This window comes from Mesorhizobium sp. B2-4-12 (assembly GCF_006441575.1).
Classification (GTDB): Bacteria; Pseudomonadota; Alphaproteobacteria; order Rhizobiales; family Rhizobiaceae; genus Mesorhizobium.
In genome coordinates this window covers 61,184-81,928 of record NZ_VFVC01000001.1, presented here as the reverse complement: position 1 = coordinate 81,928, position 20,745 = coordinate 61,184, and the positions used below count along the sequence as shown (strand labels likewise).

Genomic DNA, 20,745 nt, shown 5'->3' with positions numbered 1-20,745 from the left:
CTGCCATGGTCCTTGCCGCAGGGCTCGGCAAGCGCATGCGGCCGATCACCGACACGATCCCCAAGCCGCTGGTCAGGATCGCCGGCAAGACGCTGCTTGATTGGGGCCTCGACAGCCTGGCCGCCGCCGGCGTCGCCAAGGCCGTGGTCAACGTCCATTATCTTCCCGAGCAGATCGTCGCCCATGTCGCCGCGCGTCGCGCGCCACGGATCATCATCTCCGATGAGAGCGAACGGCTGCTCGATTCAGCCGGCGGTATCGTCAAGGCATTGCCGGAATTGGGACAAAATCCCTTCTACATCCTCAACGCCGACACCTTCTGGATCGACCACGGCCCGCTCAATCTCGGCCGGCTCGCCCTTGCATGGGACGCGGCGAAAATGGATATTCTGCTGATGCTGGCGGACCACCATCAGGCGACAGGACACTGTGGCAGCACCGATTTCCTGGTGGCGCCGGATGGTGCCTTGCGGCGTTCAAAAGGCGATCCGGCAGGCCTGATCTATGCCGGCGCCGCGATCATCCATCCGCGCCTGCTCAAGGACGCACCCGCCGAACCGCATTCGCTCAACGCCTATTTCGACAAGGCCATTGCCGCCCACCGCCTGTTCGGCATGCCGATGCAGGGCCGCTGGATCACCGTCGGCACACCCGATGCCATCGCGCTGGCCGAAACGGCGGTCGCGGGCGCGCTAACCGAGCCGCAATGAGCGGCCCAAGCCGCGTTTTCTCGATCCCCCCTGGAGCGCCGTTTCTGCCGACGCTGGCCGAGGCGCTGCTTGCCGGCCGGCTGATTCCGGGGTTCCGTTTCGGTGGCGATCCGCTCGCCTTGGCCGATGTCACCATCTATGTGCCGACGCGCCGCGCCGCGCGGGCTTTGCGTGGTGTCTTCGTCGACAGCTTGAAGGCACGCGGTGGTGGCGGTTCGGCGATCCTGCCGGTCATCCGTCCGCTCGGCGAGTTCGACGAGGACGAGGCCGCGTTCGACGCCGAGCCGTCGGCTGCAATCGATCTTGCGCCACCGATCGCCGCTACCGAGCGCCTGTTGCTGCTGACGCCGCTTGTGCGGGCATGGAAACGCAGGCTGCCCGCTCATGTCGCGGCCCTCTTCGCCGAGGAAATCGTCATCCCGGCCTCGACCGCCGATGCGATCTGGCTGGCGCGCGATCTCGCTGCATTGATGGACGAGATCGAGACGGAAGGCACCGACTGGAGCAAGCTCGCCGATCTGGTGACCGGCAACCTTGCCGGATGGTGGCAGGTGACGCTCGAATTTCTCGGCATCGTCACCGATGCCTGGCCGAAATTTCTTAAAGAGAGCGACCGCTCCAATCCGGCCGCGCACCGCAGCGCGCTGATCCGCACCGAGGCAGCGCGGCTGCGGCGCAATCCGCCGGCCGGGCCGGTCATCGCCGCTGGGTCCACCGGCTCGATACCCGCCACGGCCGAATTGCTTGCCGCGATAGCTGGCTTGCCGGGCGGCGCCATCGTGCTGCCCGGGCTCGACCGGACGCTGGACGAAGCGTCCTTCCAGGCGCTTGTCGCCCGTGGCGCGCGCCCGGCCGTGCTTGGCCATCCGCAATATGGCCTGGCCAGGCTGATCGGCAAGATCGGCATGCTGCGCTCGGATGTCGAGGAGATCGGCACGGCCGAGCCGCAGCTTGCGCTTCGCGCCGCCCTCGTCGGCGAGGCGCTGCGGCCGGCCGAGACCACCGAATTGTGGGCCGAGACCCGCAACAGGTTTTCGGCAACCGAGATTGCCGGCGCCTTTGCCGATGTGACGCTGCTCGAAGCGGCCAGCGAACGCGACGAAGCCATTGCCATCGCCGTTGCGCTCAAGCACGCGGTCGAGGCGCCGGGCCAGAGGGCGGCTCTCGTCACCGGCGATCGCGCGCTGGCGCGGCGCGTCTCGGTCGAGCTCAAACGCTTCGGCGTCGTCGCCGACGATTCCGGCGGCACGCCGCTCGCCAACACGCCCGCGGCCAGCCTGCTCCGGCTGACGCTTGAGGCGGTATTCCGGCCGGGGGACCCGGTCGGCCTGCTGTCGTTGCTCAAGCATCCGCTGCTCGGCCTCGGTCTCGAACGCGCTACTGTGCGCCATGCGGCGGAACTGGTCGAACTGGTGGCGCTGCGCGGCGGCACGGGCCGCCCCGACATTGCCTTGCTGCCGGACTTGTTCGAGGCCCGCCTCACAGGCCTCGGCGATGACAGCCGGCCGCCCTTCTGGTTTGCCCGTCTCACCGTGCGCTCCATCGAGGATGCACGAACCCTCCTCGCACGGCTGGCGCAGGCGCTGGCGCCGCTTTCGGCCTTTCGCGGCCAGCCGGATGCCGATCTTGCGGCGCTGGTCAAAGCCAGCGTGGTGGCCCTCGAGGCTCTCGGCCGCTCCGCCGATGGCGGTCTTGGAGACCTCTACGCCGGCGATGCCGGCGACAAGCTTGCCGAGCTGCTGCGCGGGCTTGTGTCGGCTTCGGCGTCGCTGTCGTTCGTCGCGAGCGAATGGCCCGATGTCATGGACGCGCTGATCGCGCCCGAGACGGTCAAGCCGGCGCAGGGTACCGACAGGAACATCGCGATCTGGGGCGCGCTCGAAGCGCGGCTGCAGGATGTCGACACGATGGTCATCGGCGGCCTCAATGAAGGCGTTTGGCCGCGCAAACCCGAGAGCGACCGCTTCATGTCGCGGCTGATGAAAACCGGCATCGATCTCGAGCCGCCCGAACGGCGCATCGGCCTCGCCGCGCATGATTTCCAGATGGCCATGGGCGCTAAGAAAGTGGTGCTGGCGCGCTCGGCCCGCGCCGGCGACGCGCCCGCCGTGCCATCGCGCTGGCTGCAGCGGCTGCTGACCTTCATCGGCAACGACCAGGCGGCAACACTGCGCCGGCGCGGCGACGAGTTGCTCGCCTGGGCGCGCGCACTCGATACCGGCCCGAAGCTGGATTTCGCGCCGCGACCGCAGCCGAAGCCGCCGCTGCCGGTGCGCCCAAGCCATTTCTCGGTCACCGAGATCGAAACCCTGCGCCGCGATCCCTATGCCGTCTATGCAAGGCGGATACTCGGCCTGATGCCGCTCGATCCGCTCATCCGCGACCCTGGTGCTGCCGAACGCGGTACACTGTTCCATGCCATCCTGCATCTGTTCTCGTCGCGCGTGGCCGATCCACGGGCGCCAGACGCGCTCGCCGGCCTCATCGCCGCCGGCCGCGCCTGTTTTGCCGAGGCTGCCCTTCCGGCCGATGTCGAGGCGGTGTGGTGGCCGCGCTTCGAGAAGCTCGCCGCCAACATCATCGAGTGGGAGCGCACGCGCGCCGATGCGGTGGTCCGGCGCCATGCCGAGGAGCGAGCCGGCAAGACCATCGTCGACCAGTCCGGCGTGACACTGTCCGGCTACGCCGACCGTATCGATCTGCTGGCCGGTGGCATGGCCGACATACTGGATTACAAGACCGGCTCCTCGCCATCAAAGGCGCAGGCGCATATGCTGCTGGCCCCGCAACTGGCGCTGGAGGGCGCGCTGCTCAGGCGCGGCGCCTTCAAGGATCTGGGCGCGCGCGAGCCCTCGCAGCTGGCCTTCGTGCGGCTGAAGCCCAATGGCGAGGTCTTCGAGGAGTCCATACTCGAACACAACCGTCAGCCGCGGAGCGCGACCGACCTCGCCGAAGAGGCTTGGGCGCGGCTGGAGAAACTGCTGATCCATTATGCCAAACCGGAGACCGGCTATCTGTCGCGCGCGCTGCCGTTTCGCGAAGGCGAGACGGATGGCGACTACGACCATCTCGCTCGCGTGCTCGAATGGTCGGCCGGCGGCGATGCGGGTGATGAAGGAGGGGAGGCATGAAGAAGGCCTATCCCATCCCGAGCGACACCGCTTCAAGCCAGGCTCGCGCCGCCGATCCCGGTAATTCCGCCTGGGTGTCGGCCAATGCGGGATCGGGCAAGACCCATGTGCTGGCCCAACGCGTCATCCGGCTGCTGCTCAATGGCACCGATCCGTCGAAGATCCTGTGCCTGACCTATACGCGCGCCGCCGCCGCCAACATGTCGAACCGGGTCTTTTCCACGCTGTCGGACTGGACGGCGCTCGGCGACGCCGAGCTGGCCGTGAAGATCGAGGCGCTCGAAGGGCGCCGGCCCGACCGCGACACGATGCGCCGCGCGCGCCGCCTGTTCGCCGAGGCATTGGAAACCCCCGGCGGACTGAAAATCCAGACCATCCACGCCTTCTGCGAATCCGTGCTCCACCAGTTCCCGCTGGAAGCCAATATCCCCGCCCATTTCGAAATGCTCGACAGCCAGATGGAGGCATCGCTTTTCGCCACCGCGCGCCGCGAGATGATTTCGGCCGCCGGCGACAGGGACCTGGCCGACGCCTTCGCCACCGTGCTGGAACGCGGCGGTGAAGCCGGCCTCGATGCCCTGCTCGGCGAGATCGTGCGCAAGCGTGACGGGCTGCGGCCTTTCCTCGATGCGGTCGGGCTTGATGGCTTCCAGCCCTTGTTCGATGAATTCCATTTCCGCCCCGGCCAGACCGCCGAGGGCATAGCGGCCTCGGTGTGGCCGCTGCCGGGCTTCCTGCCCGACTATTTTGCCGGCTTTGTCCAGGCCGCCGAATCCACCGACGCCAGATCGGTGCTGAACAACATCCTGCCCTATGCGCGCCAGGCCTTCGCCGAGAGCGATCCGATTCGCCGGCTGCAATTGCTTGCCAGAGCCTTCCTCAAGACCGATGGCGCGCCCTACGATCCGGCAAATGCCTTCAAGAAAGCGCTGACCGATCTGTTGCCGGACCTCGCCGATCGATATCGCTCGGCGTCGGGCGCCATCATCGAAACCGTCGACCGGCTGGCGCTGTTCCGGATGCTGGAAGGCACGCGCGCGGCGCTCACCATCGCCGACTGGCTGATCGCCCGCTATGAAGTGCTGAAGCGTGGGCGCGGCTTTCTCGACTTCAACGACCTGATCACCCGCACGGTCAACCTGTTGGCGCGGCCCGATGCCGGTCCGTGGGTGCAGTACAAGCTCGATCAAGGCATAGACCACATCCTGCTCGACGAGGCGCAGGACACCAGTCCTGACCAGTGGGAGGTGGTGAAGCGGCTGGCCGAGGAATTCTTTGCCGGCTTCGGAGCGCGCGACAGGATCCACCGCACTGTGTTTGCCGTCGGCGACGAGAAGCAGTCGATCTATTCCTTCCAGGGTGCGGCGCCCGACTCCTTCGCCGATAGCCGGTTGTTGTTCGCCGGCCGGGTGCGCGACGCCGAAGCGGCGTTCGCCGACCTCAAGCTGACCTGGTCGTTCCGTTCGACCGATGACGTGCTGGCCGCCGTCGACCGCGTCTTTGCCGATCCTGTCGTTCGGCGCGGCATCAGCCACGATCCCGATCCGCTGAGCCACAAGGCCATCCGCACCGATGCGCCGGGCTATGTCGAGGTGTGGCCGTCGATCGGCGCCGATATCGTCGACGAGCCCGACGACTGGACGCAGGCTATCGACCATGCCCATGCCCCCGCGGTGCGCGTTGCCGAGAATGTCGCGGCCACCATCGCCGGCTGGATCGGCAGCGGCGAGATCATCGAAGGCCGCGGCAAGCGGCTGCGGCCCGGCGACGTGCTGGTGCTGGTGCGCAAGCGCGACAGTTTCGTCCACGCCCTGACGCGGGCGCTCAAACGCCGCGACATTCCGGTTGCTGGCGCCGACCGGCTGAGCCTGCCCGGCCATATCGCGGTCAAGGACCTGATCGCGCTCGGCCATCTCCTGATCCAGCCGCAGGACGATTTGTCGCTGGCCGCAATCCTGCGCAGCCCGGTCTTCGACCTGCCGGAGGAGGCGCTTTTCACGCTCGCCGCACAGAGGCCGCCCGGCCTCTCACTGGCCGCGTCGCTGCGCCAGCACGCCGGCGAAAGCGACGCCCTCGCAGCGGTCGTCGAACAGCTCGACATCTGGGCCAACGAGGCGGCCTTCAAACCGGTGTTCGAGTTCTATGCCGGCCTGCTGGCACGCGATGGCGTGCGCCGGAAGATGATCGCCCGGCTCGGGCCGGAAGCCGGCGATATTCTCGACGAGTTCCTGAGTTTCTGTCTTGCCGAGGAGCGGACTGGCCTGCCAGGGCTGGAGGCCTTCCTGTCGACGCTCGAGAATGCCGGGCCCGAGATCAAGCGCGAGATGGACCAGACCCGCGACGAGGTCCGCGTCATGACTGTGCATGCGGCCAAGGGCCTGGAAGCGCCGGTCGTGTTCCTGGTCGATGGCGGCTCCGCCCCGTTCAGCGACCAGCATTTGCCGCGCCTGATGCCTTTCGACGGCTCAGGCCGACATTGGCCCGGCAAGGGCTATCTCTGGCGGTCGGCCAGCGATGTCGCCAACGGCTTTTCGAAAACGGCCGCCGCTCGCGCCCGAGAGCTCGCCGACGACGAGTATCGCCGGTTGCTCTATGTCGGCATGACCCGCGCCGAGGACCGGCTGATCGTCTGTGGCTATCACGGCAAGCGGGCACCGAATGCCGGCACCTGGCATTCGATCGTTAGCCGCGCGCTGACCGGCGCGCCCGAAAGCGAACAGCGTGCGCATCCCGCCAGCGGCGAGCCGGTGCATCGTTTTCATGTCACCAATCTGCCACCGGTCGCGACGAGCTCCGGTGAGCAGGCGCGGCAGGCCGATGCGTTCGGCCCGTTGCCATCGACCTTGTTCCGTGCCTTGCCGCCCTTCGAGGACCTGCCGCGTCCCCTGTCCCCGTCGGGCGCCTCGGCGCTGATCGATGAGGGCAAGGAAGCCGTCGTCGACAAGGCTTCGCCGGTGCTGGACGGCGACGCCGAGCCCGGTTTTGCCGTGCTGCGCGGGCTCGCGCTGCACAAGCTGCTGCAGATGTTGCCTGGCATGGCCGAGGACGGACGCAAGGGCGCGGCCGAGCGCTACCTGGCGCGCGTCGGTGCAGGCTGGCCCTCGTCAGAGCGGGAAAAAGCCCTGGCATCGGTTATTGCCATACTTGCCGATCCTAGCCTCGGTCAGCTGTTCGCGCCCTCCTCTCGAGCCGAGGTCGCAATCATGGGCAGTCTGGAGGTAAGGGGAAAAAAGCGCTCCATTTCCGGCAAGATCGACCGTTTGGCGGTCACCGCGGACACGGTCTCGATCGTCGACTACAAGACCAACCGGCCCGCACCCGCCTCTCTCGCCGAAGTCCCGCCGGCCTATCTGCTGCAGCTCGCGCTCTATCGCGCCCTGCTGCAGCCGCTTTATCCCGGGCGGGAGGTCAAGGCGGCCCTCCTGTTTACCGAAGCGCCAAGGCTGATCGAACTGCCGGCCCGGTCCATGGATGACGACCTTGCCCGACTCACGGGAGCGTGACACAAGACCTGCTTGAAGAAGGGCGCGACAACCACCACATTTGGGTGCGACAAAGAACTCTCGAAAGGATTTTTCCGCATGGGTGCCACCGTCAAGGTCGACAAGAGCAATTTCCAGGCCGATGTGCTCAACGCCAAGGAGCCGGTCGTGGTCGATTTCTGGGCGGAATGGTGCGGCCCGTGCAAGATGATCGCGCCGGCGCTCGAAGACATCGCAGTCGAACTCGGCAGCAAGGTGAAGGTCGCCAAGCTGAACATTGACGAGAATCCCGAGCTTGCCGCGCAATTCGGCGTGCGCTCGATCCCGACACTGATGATCTTCAAGGGCGGCGAAGTGGCCGACATGAAGGTCGGTGCCGCGCCCAAGACCGCGCTGTCGCACTGGATCAACGGCAACCTCGCCTGAGGTTCTTAAAAACCGGATCGATAAGCCCGGCCTCGCGCCGGGCTTTTTTGTTGGCGTCATCGGTGAACTGCTCTGGCCCTCACACAAGGGCTTTCCATGTCTTCTGTTGTGAGCAGAAGCAGGGAGAGAAAAATGACCGGATCCGCCAAGGCCACCGTCTTCATCGACAATGAGCGCGTCATCGTCACCGAATACCGCTTCCAGCCCGGTGACAACACCGGTTGGCACCGCCATGGCCACGACTATGTCGTCGTGCCGCTGATGGACGGCAAGGTGAAACTATTGACCAAGGACGGTGAATCCTTCGCCGAGATGAAGAAGGGCGCGCCCTATTTCCGCAAGGAAGGCGTCGAGCACGACGTCATCAACGCCAATGAGGGCGAATACGCCTTTATCGAGATCGAGCTGAAGTAACCGGCGTCTCGACGGCTGATTGCACATGGGAAATCTGGAAATCCCATGCGCACGGATGCGCATGCCATCAGCAGCCGTCTTGATGGCTGGAGCGGATTGGCACATATCTCTTTCAAACCGGAGTTTGAAATGGCCGAATCACAGCTCTCAGTCCGCAGTGCAAAAGCACGCGATCTGGCTCATCGCCTTGCCCGTCGCGAGAATCGCTCTATAGCCGACGTGGTCGAACGCGCGCTCGAAGCCTACGAGATACGGGAAGCGGGCCGAGAACCCGCATCCACCTTCTATGCCCGCCTGACTGCAAGCAGCGGCGCCGACATTGATCTGGAGAAAGTCATCCGCGAAGGCCACGGGCGACGAAGCCGTTCAGGAGACAGCACTCAGGTCGGCGGCGTGCCGTTTTCGGCCAGCACCGCGCCGGCCAGATAGAGCGAGCCGCCGATCAGGATGCGCGGCGGCGGGCCGTCCCAGGTGTCGCGCAGCAGCATCAGCGCGCTGGCGACGGAACTGACCGGCTCTGCCGACAACCCGGCTTCCGTGGCGCGGATCGCCAGTTCGTCGTTCGGCACGCCGGCGTCGCTCATGCTCACCGGCACGGTGTAGACATGCCGGACCAGGCCTTTGAAGGCGCGGAAATAGCCACTCTGGTCCTTGGTGTTGATCATGCCCGAGATGAGGAAGAGCGGGCGCGGGTTCTTTTCTTCCTGCTCGGCCAAGGCTTCGGCGACAACCACCCCGGCGCCCGGATTGTGGCCGCCGTCGAGCCAGATGTCGGCGCCCTTTGGCGCGAGCTCCGCCAGCCGGCCTTGCATCAGCTTCTGCATGCGGCCGGGCCAGGCGACACTGGTCATCGCTTTTTCGGCGGCGCGATGGCTGATCTCGAAGCCAGCCGCCTTGATCGCGGCGATCGCCGCGGCCGCATTGGCGAACTGGTGACGACCCGGCAGCCGCGGCGACGGCAGGTCCATCAGGCCGTCCTCGTCCTGGTAGACCATGCGGCCATTTTCCTCGAAGGCCAGGAAATCCTGGCCGTAGACGAAGGTCGGGCATTCCAGCCGCTCGGCGGTTTCGATCAACACCTGCAGCGCCGTTTCGCTTTCCTGCGCGCCGATCACCACGGGGCAGCCGCGTTTCATGATGCCGGCCTTTTCAGCCGCGATCAGTTCGACACGGTCGCCGAGATAGGCCTCGTGGTCCATCGAGACCGGCATGATCACCGACACGGCCGGCCTGGCGATGACATTGGTGGCATCGAAGCGGCCGCCGAGACCGACCTCGATGATGGCGGCTTCGGCGGGATGTTCCGAAAACAGGATGAAGGTGACGGCGGTGAGGATTTCGAAGACGGTAATCTTCTGGCCTTCATTGGCCTTGGCGACGCGGGCAATGGCCTCGGCGAAGACATCATCGTCGACCAGCCTGCCACCGCCTTCGGCGGCAAGCCGGTAGCGCTCGTGCCAGTTCACCAGATGCGGCGACGTGTGCACGTGCACGAGACGCCCGGAAGCCTCCAGCAATGCCCGTGAGAAGGCCGCGCAGGAGCCCTTGCCGTTGGTGCCGGCGATATGGATGACCGGCGGCAGCAAGTCCTGCGGATTGCCCAGCCGCTCCAAGAGCCGCGTGATGCGTTCGAGCGAAAGGTCGAAGCCTTTCGGGTGAAGCGCCATGAGGGCTTCGATTTCGCGGTCGGCGGCGAGCGTCGTCATGACAGAATCCTGGCGCATGGCCCGAGAACCAGAATCAATCCCGGAATAGCCATGGCAATCAAAAGGCTACAGCGCGCCATGGACATGACGCAATCATTGTTCGCGGTGGCTGGTGTCGCGTCAGGCCTGCGGCCTGGATTCGCCGGCAACCACGGCTGGCGGCAAGATTTCCGGTTCCAGCGGCTTTTCAGCCTCCGGCATCTTGAGCAGCATCTTCAACAATCGTGCGATCGTCTCGCGCAGCTCAAGCCGCGACACCACCATGTCGACCATGCCGTGCTCCATCAGATATTCGGAGCGCTGGAAGCCGTCCGGCAGTTTCTCACGAATGGTCTGCTCGATGACGCGCGGCCCGGCAAAGCCGATCAACGCGCCGGGCTCGGCGATGTGCACATCGCCCAGCATGGCGTAGGAGGCGGTGACGCCGCCGGTGGTCGGATTGGTCAGCACGACGATATAGGGAAGACCGGCTTCCTTGAGCCGGTCGACGCCGACCGTGGTGCGCGGCAATTGCATCAGCGACAGGATGCCTTCCTGCATGCGGGCGCCGCCGGAAGCGGCGAACAGGACCAGCGGCCGCTTGCGCTGCAGGGCGACCTCGAAAGCGTGCACGATGGCATCGCCCGCCGCCATGCCGAGCGAACCGCCCATGAAGGCGAAATCCTGCACCGTCACCACCACCGGCAGGCCGTCGATGGTGCCCAGCGCGTTGACGATCGCGTCTTCCAGGCCGGTCTTGGCCTTGGCGTCCTTCAGCCGGTCGGTGTAGCGCTTCTCATCGCGGAACTTCAGCGGATCCTGCACGACCTTCGGGTTCTCGAGGGTCTCGTACTTGCCGTCGTCGAGGAAGTATTTCAGCCGCTCCTTGGCCGAGATCTTCATATGATGGCCGGAGGACGGGATGACGAACTGGTTGGATTCCAGATCCTTGTGGAACACCATCTCGCCGGTCTCGGGATCCTTGATCCAGAGATTCTCGGGCATGTCGGTGCGCCGGCCGAGCATCGAATTGATCTTCGGGCGAACGTAATTGGTGATCCAGTTCATCGCTTCGGCTCCTGTCCTGACGAAGAGTTGTTAATGCATGCCGCCCAGAAGTGGGAACCGGTTTTGGGATATCGGCATGCACGAAACCAGAGGTAGGAGAACTATTCGGCGGCAGCAAGGCGGGCCGAACGCACGCCTTGTGCAAGGCCGCTGACCAGCGTGGCGACGGCCTCGGCCGGATCGGCGGTCTTTTCACCCTTCGGCCCCAGCACATTGGCGACCGCATTGACAATCGCGGTGCCGACGACGACGCCATCGGCATTGGCGCCGATCACGCGCGCCTGCTCGGCGGTCTTGACGCCAAAGCCGACGCAGACCGGCAGGTCGGTATGGCTCTTGATGCGCTTCACCGCCGACGCCACCTTGCCGGTATCAGCCAGCGCCGAGCCGGTGATGCCGGTCATGGAGACGTAGTAGACGAAGCCGGATGTGTTCTGCAGCACCTTGGGCAGCCGCTTGTCGTCGGTGGTCGGCGTCGCCAGGCGGATGAAGTTGATGCCCGCCTTCAGCGCCGGAATGCAGAGTTCCTCGTCCATCTCGGGCGGCAGGTCGACGACGATCAGCCCGTCGATGCCGCTGGCCAGCGCGTCTTTCAGGAAACGGTCGACGCCGTAGATGTAGATCGGGTTGTAGTAACCCATCAGCACGATCGGCGTTTCATTGTCGCCTGCTCGGAACTCTGCCGCCATCTTCAGGGTCTTGACCAACGTCTGGCCGCCTTTCAGCGCGCGCAGGCCCGCCGCCTGGATCGCTGGGCCGTCGGCCATCGGATCGGAAAACGGCATGCCGAGCTCGATGATGTCGGCGCCGGCCGTGGGCAGCGCCTTCATGATCGACAGCGAGGTGTCGTAGTCCGGGTCGCCGCCCATGAAATAGGTGACGAGCGCCGGGCGGCCTTCGGTCTTCAGCTTCGCCATGCGGCGGTCGATGCGGGTCGTCATGATCAGATCTCCATGCCCAGCATCGAGGCCACCGTGTGCACGTCCTTGTCGCCACGGCCCGAAAGGTTGACGATGACGATCTGGTCCTTGCCCATGGCAGGCACGATCTTCACCGCATGCGCGATGGCGTGCGCGGATTCCAGCGCCGGAATGATGCCTTCGACGCGCGTGGTCAACTTGAAGGCTTCCAGCGCCTCGTCATCGAGGATCGGCACATATTCGACGCGGCCGGAATCGCGCAGCCACGAATGCTCCGGCCCGACGCCGGGATAATCCAATCCGGCCGAGATCGAATGCCCATCCATGATCTGGCCATCCGCGTTCTGCAGGAGATAGGTGCGGTTGCCGTGCAGCACTCCGGGCGAACCGGCATTCATCGAGGCGCAATGCTCGATGCCGTCGAGACCGCGACCGCCGGCCTCGATACCGATGATGCGCACATCCTTGTCATCCAGGAAGGGGTGGAACAGGCCGATGGCGTTGGAGCCGCCGCCGACAGCGGCGATGATGGTGTCCGGCAGCCGGCCTTCCTGTTCGAGGATTTGCGCGCGCGCCTCCGAACCGATCACCGACTGGAAGTCGCGCACCAGCTCCGGATAGGGATGCGGGCCCGCCGCGGTGCCGATCAGGTAATAGGTGTCCTCGACATTGGTCACCCAGTCGCGCAAGGCTTCGTTCATGGCGTCCTTGAGCGTGCCGTGGCCAGCAGTGACCGGCCGCACTTCGGCGCCGAGCAGCTTCATGCGGAAGACATTGGGGCTTTGGCGGGCAACGTCGGTGGCGCCCATATAGACCACGCAGGGAAAGCCGAAGCGGGCCGCGACGGTGGCCGACGCCACGCCATGCTGGCCGGCGCCGGTTTCGGCGATGATGCGCTTCTTGCCCATGCGCTTGGCGAGCAGGATCTGGCCGAGGCAGTTGTTGATCTTGTGCGAACCGGTATGATTCAGGTCCTCACGCTTGAAATAGACCTTGGCGCCGCCCCCGAGGCCCTTCGCCGAAGAAATCTCACGAAGATGCTTGGTCAGCCCTTCCGCGAAATAGAGCTTCGACGGCCGCCCGGCATAGTGGGTCGAAAGATCGGTCAGCTCGGCTCTGAAATCCGGATCGTTCTTGACCTCGTTCCAGTTCTTTTCCAGATCGAGGATCAGCGGCATCAGCGTTTCGGCGACGAAACGGCCGCCGAAAATGCCGAACATGCCCTGCTCGTCGGGTCCGGTGCGGAAGGAATTTGGTGTCGCCGGCTTGTTCATCGCCGATCTCCTGGCATCTTGTTGAGCATGTCCTTGTCGGAAAACCGGGTTCCACTTTTCCGGGACATGCTCTGGTTTGAGCCGGTCAGGCGGCGCGGTCGTCGCGTGCTGCCCGGACGGCCCGGAAAAACTGTTCGATCAGCCCCGGATCCTTGACGCCCGGCGCGCTTTCCACGCCCGACGAAATGTCTATTCCGGGCGGGTTTGCAAGCCGAAGGGCATCGCCGATATTGGCGGCGTTGAGCCCACCGGAAAGCATGTAATCGACGCCGGCGTCAAGGCCGGCGAGAATGCGCCAGTCGAAGGCCACACCATTGCCGCCCGGCAGTTCGGAGCCTTTCGGCGGTTTGGCATCGAACAGCAAGCGGTCGGCAACGCCGATGAACGGCCCTATGCGGCCGAGGTCGGCGGCCTCGCTGAGCGGCAACGCCTTGATCACCGGCAAGCCATGGCGGGCCTTCAGTTCGGCCACCCGTCCGGGTGTTTCCGAGCCGTGCAACTGCAGCATGTCGGGCTGCATCGCCGTGACGATCTCGTCCAGGAAGGCGTCGCTGGCATCGACCGTGACGGCGACCGCCAAAGCCTTGCCGCGCGCCGTTTCGCGCAGGCGGCCGGCTTCAGCCGGCCCGACATAGCGAGGGCTTCTAGCGAAGAAAATAAAGCCGACATGGCTGGCGCCGCCGGCCAGGGCCGCGGCCATAGCCTGGTCGGTCTTCAAACCGCAGATCTTGATGTCGAGCGCCATGGCGCGGGAATTGGCACGAAAAGCGATGAGAGTCGAGAAAAAGCATGCTGTTTGCCGGCAAGGCCAAAGGCGCTACCTATTGATGGAGGGCACGTTGATGAACAGCATGCCGGGCGGGAGAACAACCATGAGCGATACAACCGACCCAACCGTTGCCGAACTGAAGCAGAAGATCGCGCAAGCGCGTGAGGTCATTGCCCACCTGATGGACAAGGCCGCCTTCAACGGCGCCGAAGCACACCGCGCGCTGGAGTATTTCGGCAGCGACGCCTTCGACCGCAATTTCCTGCCCTGGCCGCATCATGGAAATGAGGGGCTGAGGCCGGAGGAGCTCAATGCGGCGAATGACGATTGAGGCCGTCCATATCGGTGTGGGTAAGCTTGCGAAACTCGAACTACTGCAATCCGCGGGGCCGATCCGTGTAAAGAAGCTGGTGTTCCTCACTAGCCTCGGCCCAACTGGAGGGCAAAACGATTGATTCTTGCCGCGCCTGGTCGAATGCTGCCCGCATCTGCCTGGCACACCGCGCGGCGGGAACGCGGCCAACGCCGGTTCCCATCCCGGGGAAGGCAATCGTCCGGACATGCTCCCGCACCTTCGCCCCGGAAAGGGCCTCGGTATGGAACGTCCCATGCCGGACCAGTAGCAAGGTCGCCCGGGTGGCGAGGAACGGGTTGACGGTGTTTTGATCGAGCACCATCGGCACCCGCATGGTCGGTGCTGCGATTAGATAGGGATGGTTGTGATTTCCCGTCGAGACGATTTCCGCGGCTCCAACCAGGAGCTCCCCATAGTGATAGTCGACAATGACTCGGCGCAGTCGAAGCTGGAGATCCCAGCCAAAACGCGAGAGTACTGAGCATCAATGCCACCATCCATAAAGCCATAGCTGTTGGCGGGGCTGACAAGCGCGTCCGCCTCAACGTCGAAAATAGACCCCCTATGAATTTGCACATTGGCTACGCCGCGAAATTCCTTCGCCCAGGCGTCAGCTAGGTTCGGTTCCATCGCCGTCAGGATCAATTTCAAAACAATCCTCCCTTCATGAGCGAGCGCCAACTTTCCTTATGCGGATCGATCCCGTAAGTTAGCCGCAGGCGCAGGCAAACTTCATGTCACGAAAATCAAGTCGCGCATTGCCTCCGCCAAATTATTGTCCCCGAAACCCTCGTCAAACTCTATGTAAAACGGGCTAAATTCCGGCGCTGGCTGCGGCAATGGAAGATCGAGTTAATCGAAAGGCCAACCTGAGTGGTTTGAGCTCTTTCCTGGAACCGGGTGCGCTCCGTTTCCTGCACCGCTGGAGCATAAGCATCAGCGTCGCGGCATGGATCCTAGGGTCTGCGCCGCGTCGCTTCGCTCCTTGCTTCGCCCTAGGGTGACGAAATTGAGATGGGTTCGCCAATCCCGAACGCTTGCGCTAGCGCCCTATTCGAACACGATCGCCTGCAGGGCGCCGCCATTGCGCTTCAGCCAATCCTTGCAACGGTCAGTATCGGGGCAAAGTTTTTCGCATAGTTTCCAGAATTTCGGGCCGTGGTTCATCTCTTTCAGATGCGCCACCTCGTGCGCGACGAGGTAGTTTATGACTGGTGGCGGCGCCATCATGATACGCCAGGAGAAGGACAGATTGCCTTCCGAGGTGCAGGAACCCCAGCGGCTTGACGTATCCTTGTAGCGGATCGCCTTGGCGCGCTTGCCAAGCGCCTCGGTGTGCCTGACCACTAGCTTTTCGATCTCCTTCTTGGCCTCGCGCTTCAAGAAATCGGCGATACGGCGCGGGAGGTGCACACGCTCGCCATGCACGATCAGCAGCGGGCCGCGCTCGTCGCGCGACACGGTGACGGTGCCGCGCTTTGACGGTTCATGGACGATGCGGTGCGGCACGCCCCGAACTGGGATCTTGATGCCGGGCCGTACCTGAGGCCGCGTCGGCACCTTGGCCAGCCGCTGCTCCAGCCAGTCCTGATGGCGGTCGAGGAACCGCTCCACCTCGCCACGGCGCAGGCCAGGCGGAACGGTGATGCGCAGGCCCTGGCCACCGGAATCGATGCGCAGCGTCAGACGTCGCGCCCTGGCACTCTCGACGATCTTGAGCGGCAATGTGCGGCCGGCGACGCAATATTCACGCTCGACGACGGGCGTCGGCTTAGGCTTTGTCAGATTGCGAAAGAATCCGAGGGTCATGGCGGGACGATACGCGATTCGGGAAAAACGAATAGAACAAAAAAGAAACGGCGCCGCTTGCGCGACGCCGTCATCATACCTCAGCCTGTCGCGCGGCTTCAGTCGTCGAGCAGGTTCGAGCCCTTGCCACGCTTGGCGGTCGACGTTCCGGCGCTCGGGTCGGCCTTGGTCGGAGCAGTCGACTTGTTGCGGTTCGCCATGAAGCGATCGAACTCGTCCTGATCCTTGGCACGACGCAATTCGCGGGCATAATCGTCGAACTCGGTCAGCATGTCGTCGAGCTTGCGGCGTTCCTCGGCGAGGCGCTCAAGCTCCTTTTCGCGCCAGTCGTCGAAGGCGACATTGCCGGTGCGGGCGGAGCCATTGCCCCAGCGCGCGGCCTTGTCGGAGCCGCGGCGGCAACCGGCGAAGATGCCGTCGGTCGCGCGGTTGACGTCACGCTTGAAGCCTTCAAGCCGGTCGCCCCAGATGATGTAGGCGAGCATGGCGAAGCCGAGCGGCCAGAACACCATGAAGCCGATCACCATCAACGCGATGGTTGCCGGCGTCCAGGCCGGGCGGATCAATGCAGATGTGTTCATTTTCTCCCATTCCTTCGGTTGGAGACAGCCAGGACCGGCTGCGTGGAATCGAAATGGGAAGGCAAAAACAGCGATTCAAGACAATGTCCGCTAAAACCGGACAAGCTTCTGAAATGATTGTCGCTTTTTGAGCATATCGAGGAAAAGCACGGTCAGCCCGGCGATCAGCCCCCAGAAAGCAGCACCGACGCCAAACAATGTCAGCCCGGAAGCGGTGACGGCAAAGGTGACGGTGGCGGCCATGCGCTCGCCCTCATCCTTGAGCGCGATCGCCAGCGCGTTGGCGAGCGAGGCCATCAGCGCGAGACCCGCCACCAACACGATCAGGCTTTGCGGCAGGACGGCGAAGATCGCCACCAGCGACGCGCCAAAAATCGCGAAGATGAGATAGGCAAGCGCGTAGAACGGGCCGGTCTTCCAGCGCTCAGCGGGGTCGGGATGGACATCCGGCCCGGTGCAGATCGCCGCCGAGATCGCGGCCAGATTGGTGGTCGAACCGCCGAACGGCGCCGACAGAAGCGAAAACAGACCGGTGACGCCGATCAGCGGACCGGGTTCGGGATGGTAGCCGGCGGCGCGCAGCACGGCGAGACCCGACAGGTTCTGCGAGGCCATGGTGACAAGGTAGAGCGGCAGTGCCAGACCTATCATCGCCTTGACGGTGAAATCAGGCGCGATCAGCGTCAGTGTGGACAGCTCTGGGGTGGGCAGGCCGCCGACACGGCCAGTGAGAAAAGCACCTAGTCCGCCGCCGATCAGCACCGCCAGAACCGACAGCGCCGGGTTGAACAGGCGGATGATGAAAAAGGCCGCGATCAACGGCAGGATCAGCCACGGATCCACCGGAATAGTCTTGACCGCGTTGAGGGCGAAGGTGACGACGATGCCGGCCAACATTCCGGAAGCGACCGAGGGCGGTATCCTGGAGATCAGCTGCGTCAACGGCCGGAACAGGCCGGTGGCGATCAACAGGATGCCGGCGACGATGAAGGCGGCGACGGCCTCGCCGATCGAAAAGCCGCTCGATGCCGCCATTAGCGCCAGGCCTGGCGTCGACCAGGCGGTGATCACAGGCATTTTCGTGCGCCACGACAGCCACAGGCTTTCGATCGCCATGGCGAGGCAAATGGTCGTCACCCAGCTCGCCGTCTGAACCTGCGTCGCGCCGACCGCCTTGGCGGCGGCAATGACGATGGCCAGCGTGCCGCCGAAGCCGACGATTGCCGCGACAAAGGCGGAGACCGGGATGGAAAGGCGCATCGTCATTTGCCTCGTCCGGCTATGTCACCCACCGCCCGGACCAGCATGTCGAGGTCCTGCGGCCGCGACAGGCGGTGGTCGCCGTCGGGAATGAGCGACAGCGTGACATCGTCGGCCGGCAGCAGCCCGACCAGTTTCAGCGCATGGCTCGACGGTACGTCGGGATCGGCAAGGCCCTGCAAGATATGGACCGGGCAATGCGTGTCGATCGGCCCGGTCATGACCCGGTTGTCGCGCCCGTCCTCGATCAGAGCCCTGGTGTAGATGTAGGGCTCGGTGGAGTAGTCGGACGGCTCGGCGAAGAAACCTTTTTCGGCGAGGTCGCGTTTTTGGACCTCGGTCAGCACCGGCTCGACCAGCTCACTGGTAAAATCCGGCGCCGGCGCCAAAAGCACCAAGCCGACGATATTTGTGTCCCCGGCCTTGCGCAGTTCCTGCACCATGCGCAGCGCGATCCAGGCGCCCATCGACGAGCCGACCAGGATCTGATTGCTTTTGGTGAAATGCCGAAATACGGCAAGGCTTTGCGACAGCCATTTCGAAATCGTGCCGTCGGCAAAGGCGCCGCCGGATTCGCCATGGCCCGAATAATCGTGGCGCAAAAACGCACGGCCTTCCCTCGCCGCCCAGCCGGCCAGCGTCTCGGCTTTCGTGCCCAGCATGTCGGACTTGTAGCCGCCGAGCCAGACAATGCCGGGTGTGGCGCCGGATGTATGGCGGACCGCGATGCGCGATCCATCGACGTCCAGAAAAGTGGGGGCGGTGGCGGTCATGGGTTATCGATCGGTCCTGGTTGACTGGCTCCGGTCTCTGGGCTCCGGTCTTTTGGCACAGCCACAGGTGAGGCGGAAAGTGCTCGCGATGCTTCTTTGCTTGGTACAGGCTCTTGATCAGGTGATTTCCTGAGAACGCTGTGCTATTGACTCCGCCCGCGCGCTTCCCACATTGGCGCGTCCACATACAATTTTGTACGAACCCTGAACGAAACGGCCAAGGAGACCACGACCATTCGCAGACCTTTCAAAGCAGCGGCGCCCACCAAGGATGGCCCGCGCTCCAACCGTGACATCCGGGTTCCCCGGGTCCAGCTTATCGACGCCGAAGGCCAGAACCGTGGCGACGTTTCCATCAACGACGCATTGTTACTCGCCGAAGAGGCAGGGCTCGATCTCGTCGAAATATCGCCCAACGCACAGCCGCCCGTCGTCAAGATTCTCGATCTCGGCAAATTGAAATACGCCAACCAGAAGAAGGCGGCCGAGGCGCGCAAGAATCAGAAGGTCATCGAGATCAAGGAGATCAAGATGCGCCCGAACATCGACAGCCATGACTACGAGACCAAGATGAAGGCGGTGCGCCGCTTCTTCGAGGAAGGCGACAAGGTCAAGCTGACGCTGCGCTTCCGTGGCCGCGAGATGGCGCATATGGAACTCGGCATGCAGCTTCTGAACAAGGTGCGCGAGGAAGTCGCTGCTATCGCCAAGGTCGAGGCGGAACCGAAGCTTGAAGGCCGCCAGATGATGATGGTGCTGGCGCCACGCTAAGCAGGCTCCGCTCGCTTCGCCGGACGTCGTCTGCTCAGGTTTCTTTGGTTGTCGCAGGTCCTCATCGCACCGTGCGACACTTTGCGGAACCCGGCTCAGATCACGTTAAGGTTAGGCGTGGCCGTCGCGCTCCAAATTCGCCTGAATTGTGCTACAGGCGTCCCGACGATCGGCGGGACGCCTGTTTCTTGGCCACAGCCGCGATCGCCGGCTTTGTTTTTATGCCTGTCGTTCTCCCAAAAGCCAGGTCATTTTGGGCGGCAGGCGATAGGCTCCTCGACGATCGGATACCTCCCTTGGACAATGAACCGAAATACGGGCTGGGCAACTACCAGCAGATGCGCAGGCTGGTGCTTGCCGTGCTGGTGGTGGTGCTGTTTCTTGCGCTGCTGTTTGGTCAGTCGACCTTCCCGCCCGACACGCCGGTGCATGAATCGATCGAAATGTTCGGCGTGCTGCTGATTTTCCTCGGCATTGTCGGGCGCCTTTGGGCGACGCTCTATATAGGCGGGCGCAAATCTTCCGAGGTGGTGACCGGCGGGCCCTACTCGATCACCCGCAATCCACTCTATGTGTTCTCGACCGTGGCTGCGGCCGGCGTCGGCGCGCAGATCGGCTCGTTCTCCGGCGTCATCCTGTTCGCGGTTCTGTGCGCGGGTGTCTTCCACATCGTCATCCTGCGCGAGGAGAAATTCCTCAAGGAAGCACTTGGAGCGCCCTACCAGGCCTATCTGGAAAAGGTGCCACGCTTCTTCCCGAACCTTTCCCTCTATCAGGAGGGCGATACCGGCAGCTTCAAGCCGCGCCTGCTGCTGACCACGCTGCTCGATGGGCTGGTGTTTCTGATTGCCTTGCCAGCCTTCGAACTGATCGACGGCGCCCAGCAGTCGGGCATGCTGCCGGTGTGGTTCACTCTTCCCTGATTTCTAGGGCATTTCGGTCTCAATCGTGGTCGGCAAGCAGAATTGTCACGACCCGGGACTACTATCGCCGAAGCTGACGCTGCCCCTCATTGCCCTGCCGGGCATTTCTCCCCGTATAGTGACGGGGAGAAAGAGCAGTTGTGGCGTCGCGCTTATTCCGCAGCGTAGAAGATTAGCGAAAACATCGGCGAGGGCGCCCCCTCTCCCCGTCACTATACGGGGAGAGGATGCCGGCAGGCAGGTGAGGGGCAGCGCCAGCACTCGGGAAGGGATTCAAACTGAAGCGATAGCTTTGGCGAGTGAATGTGTCGGGTGTTGCGCACGGGCCTTCTTTGACGTATAGGACCGCCGTTCAAGAAAACCGCCCGGCAGGGCATGCCGTGGCGGTTTCATT

At 64.0% G+C, this 20,745-nt stretch carries 19 protein-coding genes; 9 read left to right on the top strand and 10 right to left on the bottom strand.

What is annotated here, in order from left to right; all coding sequences use genetic code 11:
* Window positions 1-5: 5 nt before the first annotated feature.
* The 6 genes from FJ934_RS00425 to FJ934_RS00400 all read left to right on the top strand — a co-directional run bounded on the left by FJ934_RS00425 (window position 6) and on the right by FJ934_RS00400 (window position 8,592).
* Entirely contained in the window at window positions 6-710 is a 705-nt protein-coding gene (locus FJ934_RS00425; RefSeq protein WP_246671398.1) for a nucleotidyltransferase family protein, read from the top strand.
* Window positions 707-3,841, top strand: coding sequence for a double-strand break repair protein AddB (gene addB, locus FJ934_RS00420; RefSeq protein ID WP_140606684.1), 3,135 nt, complete (start codon window positions 707-709; stop codon window positions 3,839-3,841). Before FJ934_RS00425 ends, addB begins: the two co-directional genes overlap by 4 nt.
* The gene (addA, locus tag FJ934_RS00415) at window positions 3,838-7,344 is read left to right on the top strand and encodes a double-strand break repair helicase AddA (RefSeq protein ID WP_140606683.1); all 3,507 of its coding nucleotides are present in this window, start codon (window positions 3,838-3,840) and stop codon (window positions 7,342-7,344) included. Before addB ends, addA begins: the two co-directional genes overlap by 4 nt.
* Before the next feature lie 78 nt (window positions 7,345-7,422).
* The gene (trxA, locus tag FJ934_RS00410; RefSeq protein ID WP_140606682.1) at window positions 7,423-7,749 is read left to right on the top strand and encodes a thioredoxin; all 327 of its coding nucleotides are present in this window, start codon (window positions 7,423-7,425) and stop codon (window positions 7,747-7,749) included.
* A gap of 132 nt (window positions 7,750-7,881) precedes the next feature.
* Entirely contained in the window at window positions 7,882-8,163 is a 282-nt protein-coding gene (locus FJ934_RS00405; protein WP_140606681.1) for a cupin domain-containing protein, read from the top strand.
* A gap of 129 nt (window positions 8,164-8,292) precedes the next feature.
* Complete coding sequence (locus FJ934_RS00400) at window positions 8,293-8,592, top strand: type II toxin-antitoxin system VapB family antitoxin (protein ID WP_246671407.1); 300 nt, start codon at window positions 8,293-8,295, stop codon at window positions 8,590-8,592.
* On the opposite strand, the gene FJ934_RS00395 is transcribed toward FJ934_RS00400, so the two are convergent.
* The 5 genes from FJ934_RS00395 to FJ934_RS00375 all read right to left on the bottom strand — a co-directional run bounded on the left by FJ934_RS00395 (window position 8,544) and on the right by FJ934_RS00375 (window position 13,855).
* Window positions 8,544-9,869 carry a folylpolyglutamate synthase/dihydrofolate synthase family protein gene (locus FJ934_RS00395; protein ID WP_140606680.1) on the bottom strand — a complete coding sequence of 442 codons (1,326 nt, stop codon included), beginning with the start codon at window positions 9,867-9,869 and terminating at the stop codon, window positions 8,544-8,546. The genes FJ934_RS00400 and FJ934_RS00395 overlap by 49 nt on opposite strands.
* Window positions 9,870-9,989: 120 nt before the next feature.
* Window positions 9,990-10,916, bottom strand: coding sequence for an acetyl-CoA carboxylase, carboxyltransferase subunit beta (gene accD, locus FJ934_RS00390; protein ID WP_140606679.1), 927 nt, complete (start codon window positions 10,914-10,916; stop codon window positions 9,990-9,992).
* A gap of 101 nt (window positions 10,917-11,017) precedes the next feature.
* Window positions 11,018-11,857 carry a tryptophan synthase subunit alpha gene (gene trpA, locus FJ934_RS00385; RefSeq protein ID WP_140606678.1) on the bottom strand — a complete coding sequence of 280 codons (840 nt, stop codon included), beginning with the start codon at window positions 11,855-11,857 and terminating at the stop codon, window positions 11,018-11,020.
* A 2-nt stretch (window positions 11,858-11,859) separates the two neighbouring features.
* Window positions 11,860-13,110: a tryptophan synthase subunit beta gene (gene trpB, locus FJ934_RS00380; RefSeq protein WP_140606677.1), complete on the bottom strand. Its 1,251-nt coding sequence runs from the start codon at window positions 13,108-13,110 to the stop codon at window positions 11,860-11,862.
* 85 nt (window positions 13,111-13,195) lie between these two features.
* Window positions 13,196-13,855 (bottom strand): phosphoribosylanthranilate isomerase, encoded by a 660-nt coding sequence (locus tag FJ934_RS00375; RefSeq protein ID WP_140606676.1) that lies wholly within the window; start codon window positions 13,853-13,855, stop codon window positions 13,196-13,198.
* 127 nt (window positions 13,856-13,982) lie between these two features.
* On the opposite strand from FJ934_RS00375, the gene FJ934_RS00370 reads away from it, so the two are divergent.
* The gene (locus tag FJ934_RS00370) at window positions 13,983-14,210 is read left to right on the top strand and encodes a hypothetical protein (RefSeq protein ID WP_140606675.1); all 228 of its coding nucleotides are present in this window, start codon (window positions 13,983-13,985) and stop codon (window positions 14,208-14,210) included.
* 372 nt (window positions 14,211-14,582) lie between these two features.
* Here the strand turns inward: FJ934_RS00370 and FJ934_RS28200 are convergent, their stop codons facing one another.
* The 5 genes from FJ934_RS28200 to FJ934_RS00345 all read right to left on the bottom strand — a co-directional run bounded on the left by FJ934_RS28200 (window position 14,583) and on the right by FJ934_RS00345 (window position 18,657).
* Entirely contained in the window at window positions 14,583-14,885 is a 303-nt protein-coding gene (locus FJ934_RS28200; protein ID WP_210241942.1) for a hypothetical protein, read from the bottom strand.
* 399 nt (window positions 14,886-15,284) lie between these two features.
* Window positions 15,285-16,043: a M48 family metallopeptidase gene (locus FJ934_RS00360; protein WP_140606674.1), complete on the bottom strand. Its 759-nt coding sequence runs from the start codon at window positions 16,041-16,043 to the stop codon at window positions 15,285-15,287.
* A gap of 98 nt (window positions 16,044-16,141) precedes the next feature.
* Window positions 16,142-16,624: a DUF2852 domain-containing protein gene (locus tag FJ934_RS00355; RefSeq protein WP_140606673.1), complete on the bottom strand. Its 483-nt coding sequence runs from the start codon at window positions 16,622-16,624 to the stop codon at window positions 16,142-16,144.
* 90 nt (window positions 16,625-16,714) lie between these two features.
* Window positions 16,715-17,884 carry a benzoate/H(+) symporter BenE family transporter gene (locus FJ934_RS00350; protein WP_140606845.1) on the bottom strand — a complete coding sequence of 390 codons (1,170 nt, stop codon included), beginning with the start codon at window positions 17,882-17,884 and terminating at the stop codon, window positions 16,715-16,717.
* A 2-nt stretch (window positions 17,885-17,886) separates the two neighbouring features.
* Window positions 17,887-18,657, bottom strand: a complete 771-nt coding sequence (locus tag FJ934_RS00345) for an alpha/beta hydrolase (RefSeq protein ID WP_140606672.1) — start codon at window positions 18,655-18,657, stop codon at window positions 17,887-17,889.
* A 234-nt stretch (window positions 18,658-18,891) separates the two neighbouring features.
* Here FJ934_RS00345 and infC point away from each other — a divergent pair, with 234 nt between their 5' ends.
* Complete coding sequence (gene infC, locus FJ934_RS00340; RefSeq protein WP_140606671.1) at window positions 18,892-19,428, top strand: translation initiation factor IF-3; 537 nt, start codon at window positions 18,892-18,894, stop codon at window positions 19,426-19,428.
* 296 nt (window positions 19,429-19,724) lie between these two features.
* Complete coding sequence (locus tag FJ934_RS00335; RefSeq protein ID WP_140606670.1) at window positions 19,725-20,351, top strand: isoprenylcysteine carboxylmethyltransferase family protein; 627 nt, start codon at window positions 19,725-19,727, stop codon at window positions 20,349-20,351.
* Window positions 20,352-20,745 lie beyond the last annotated feature (394 nt).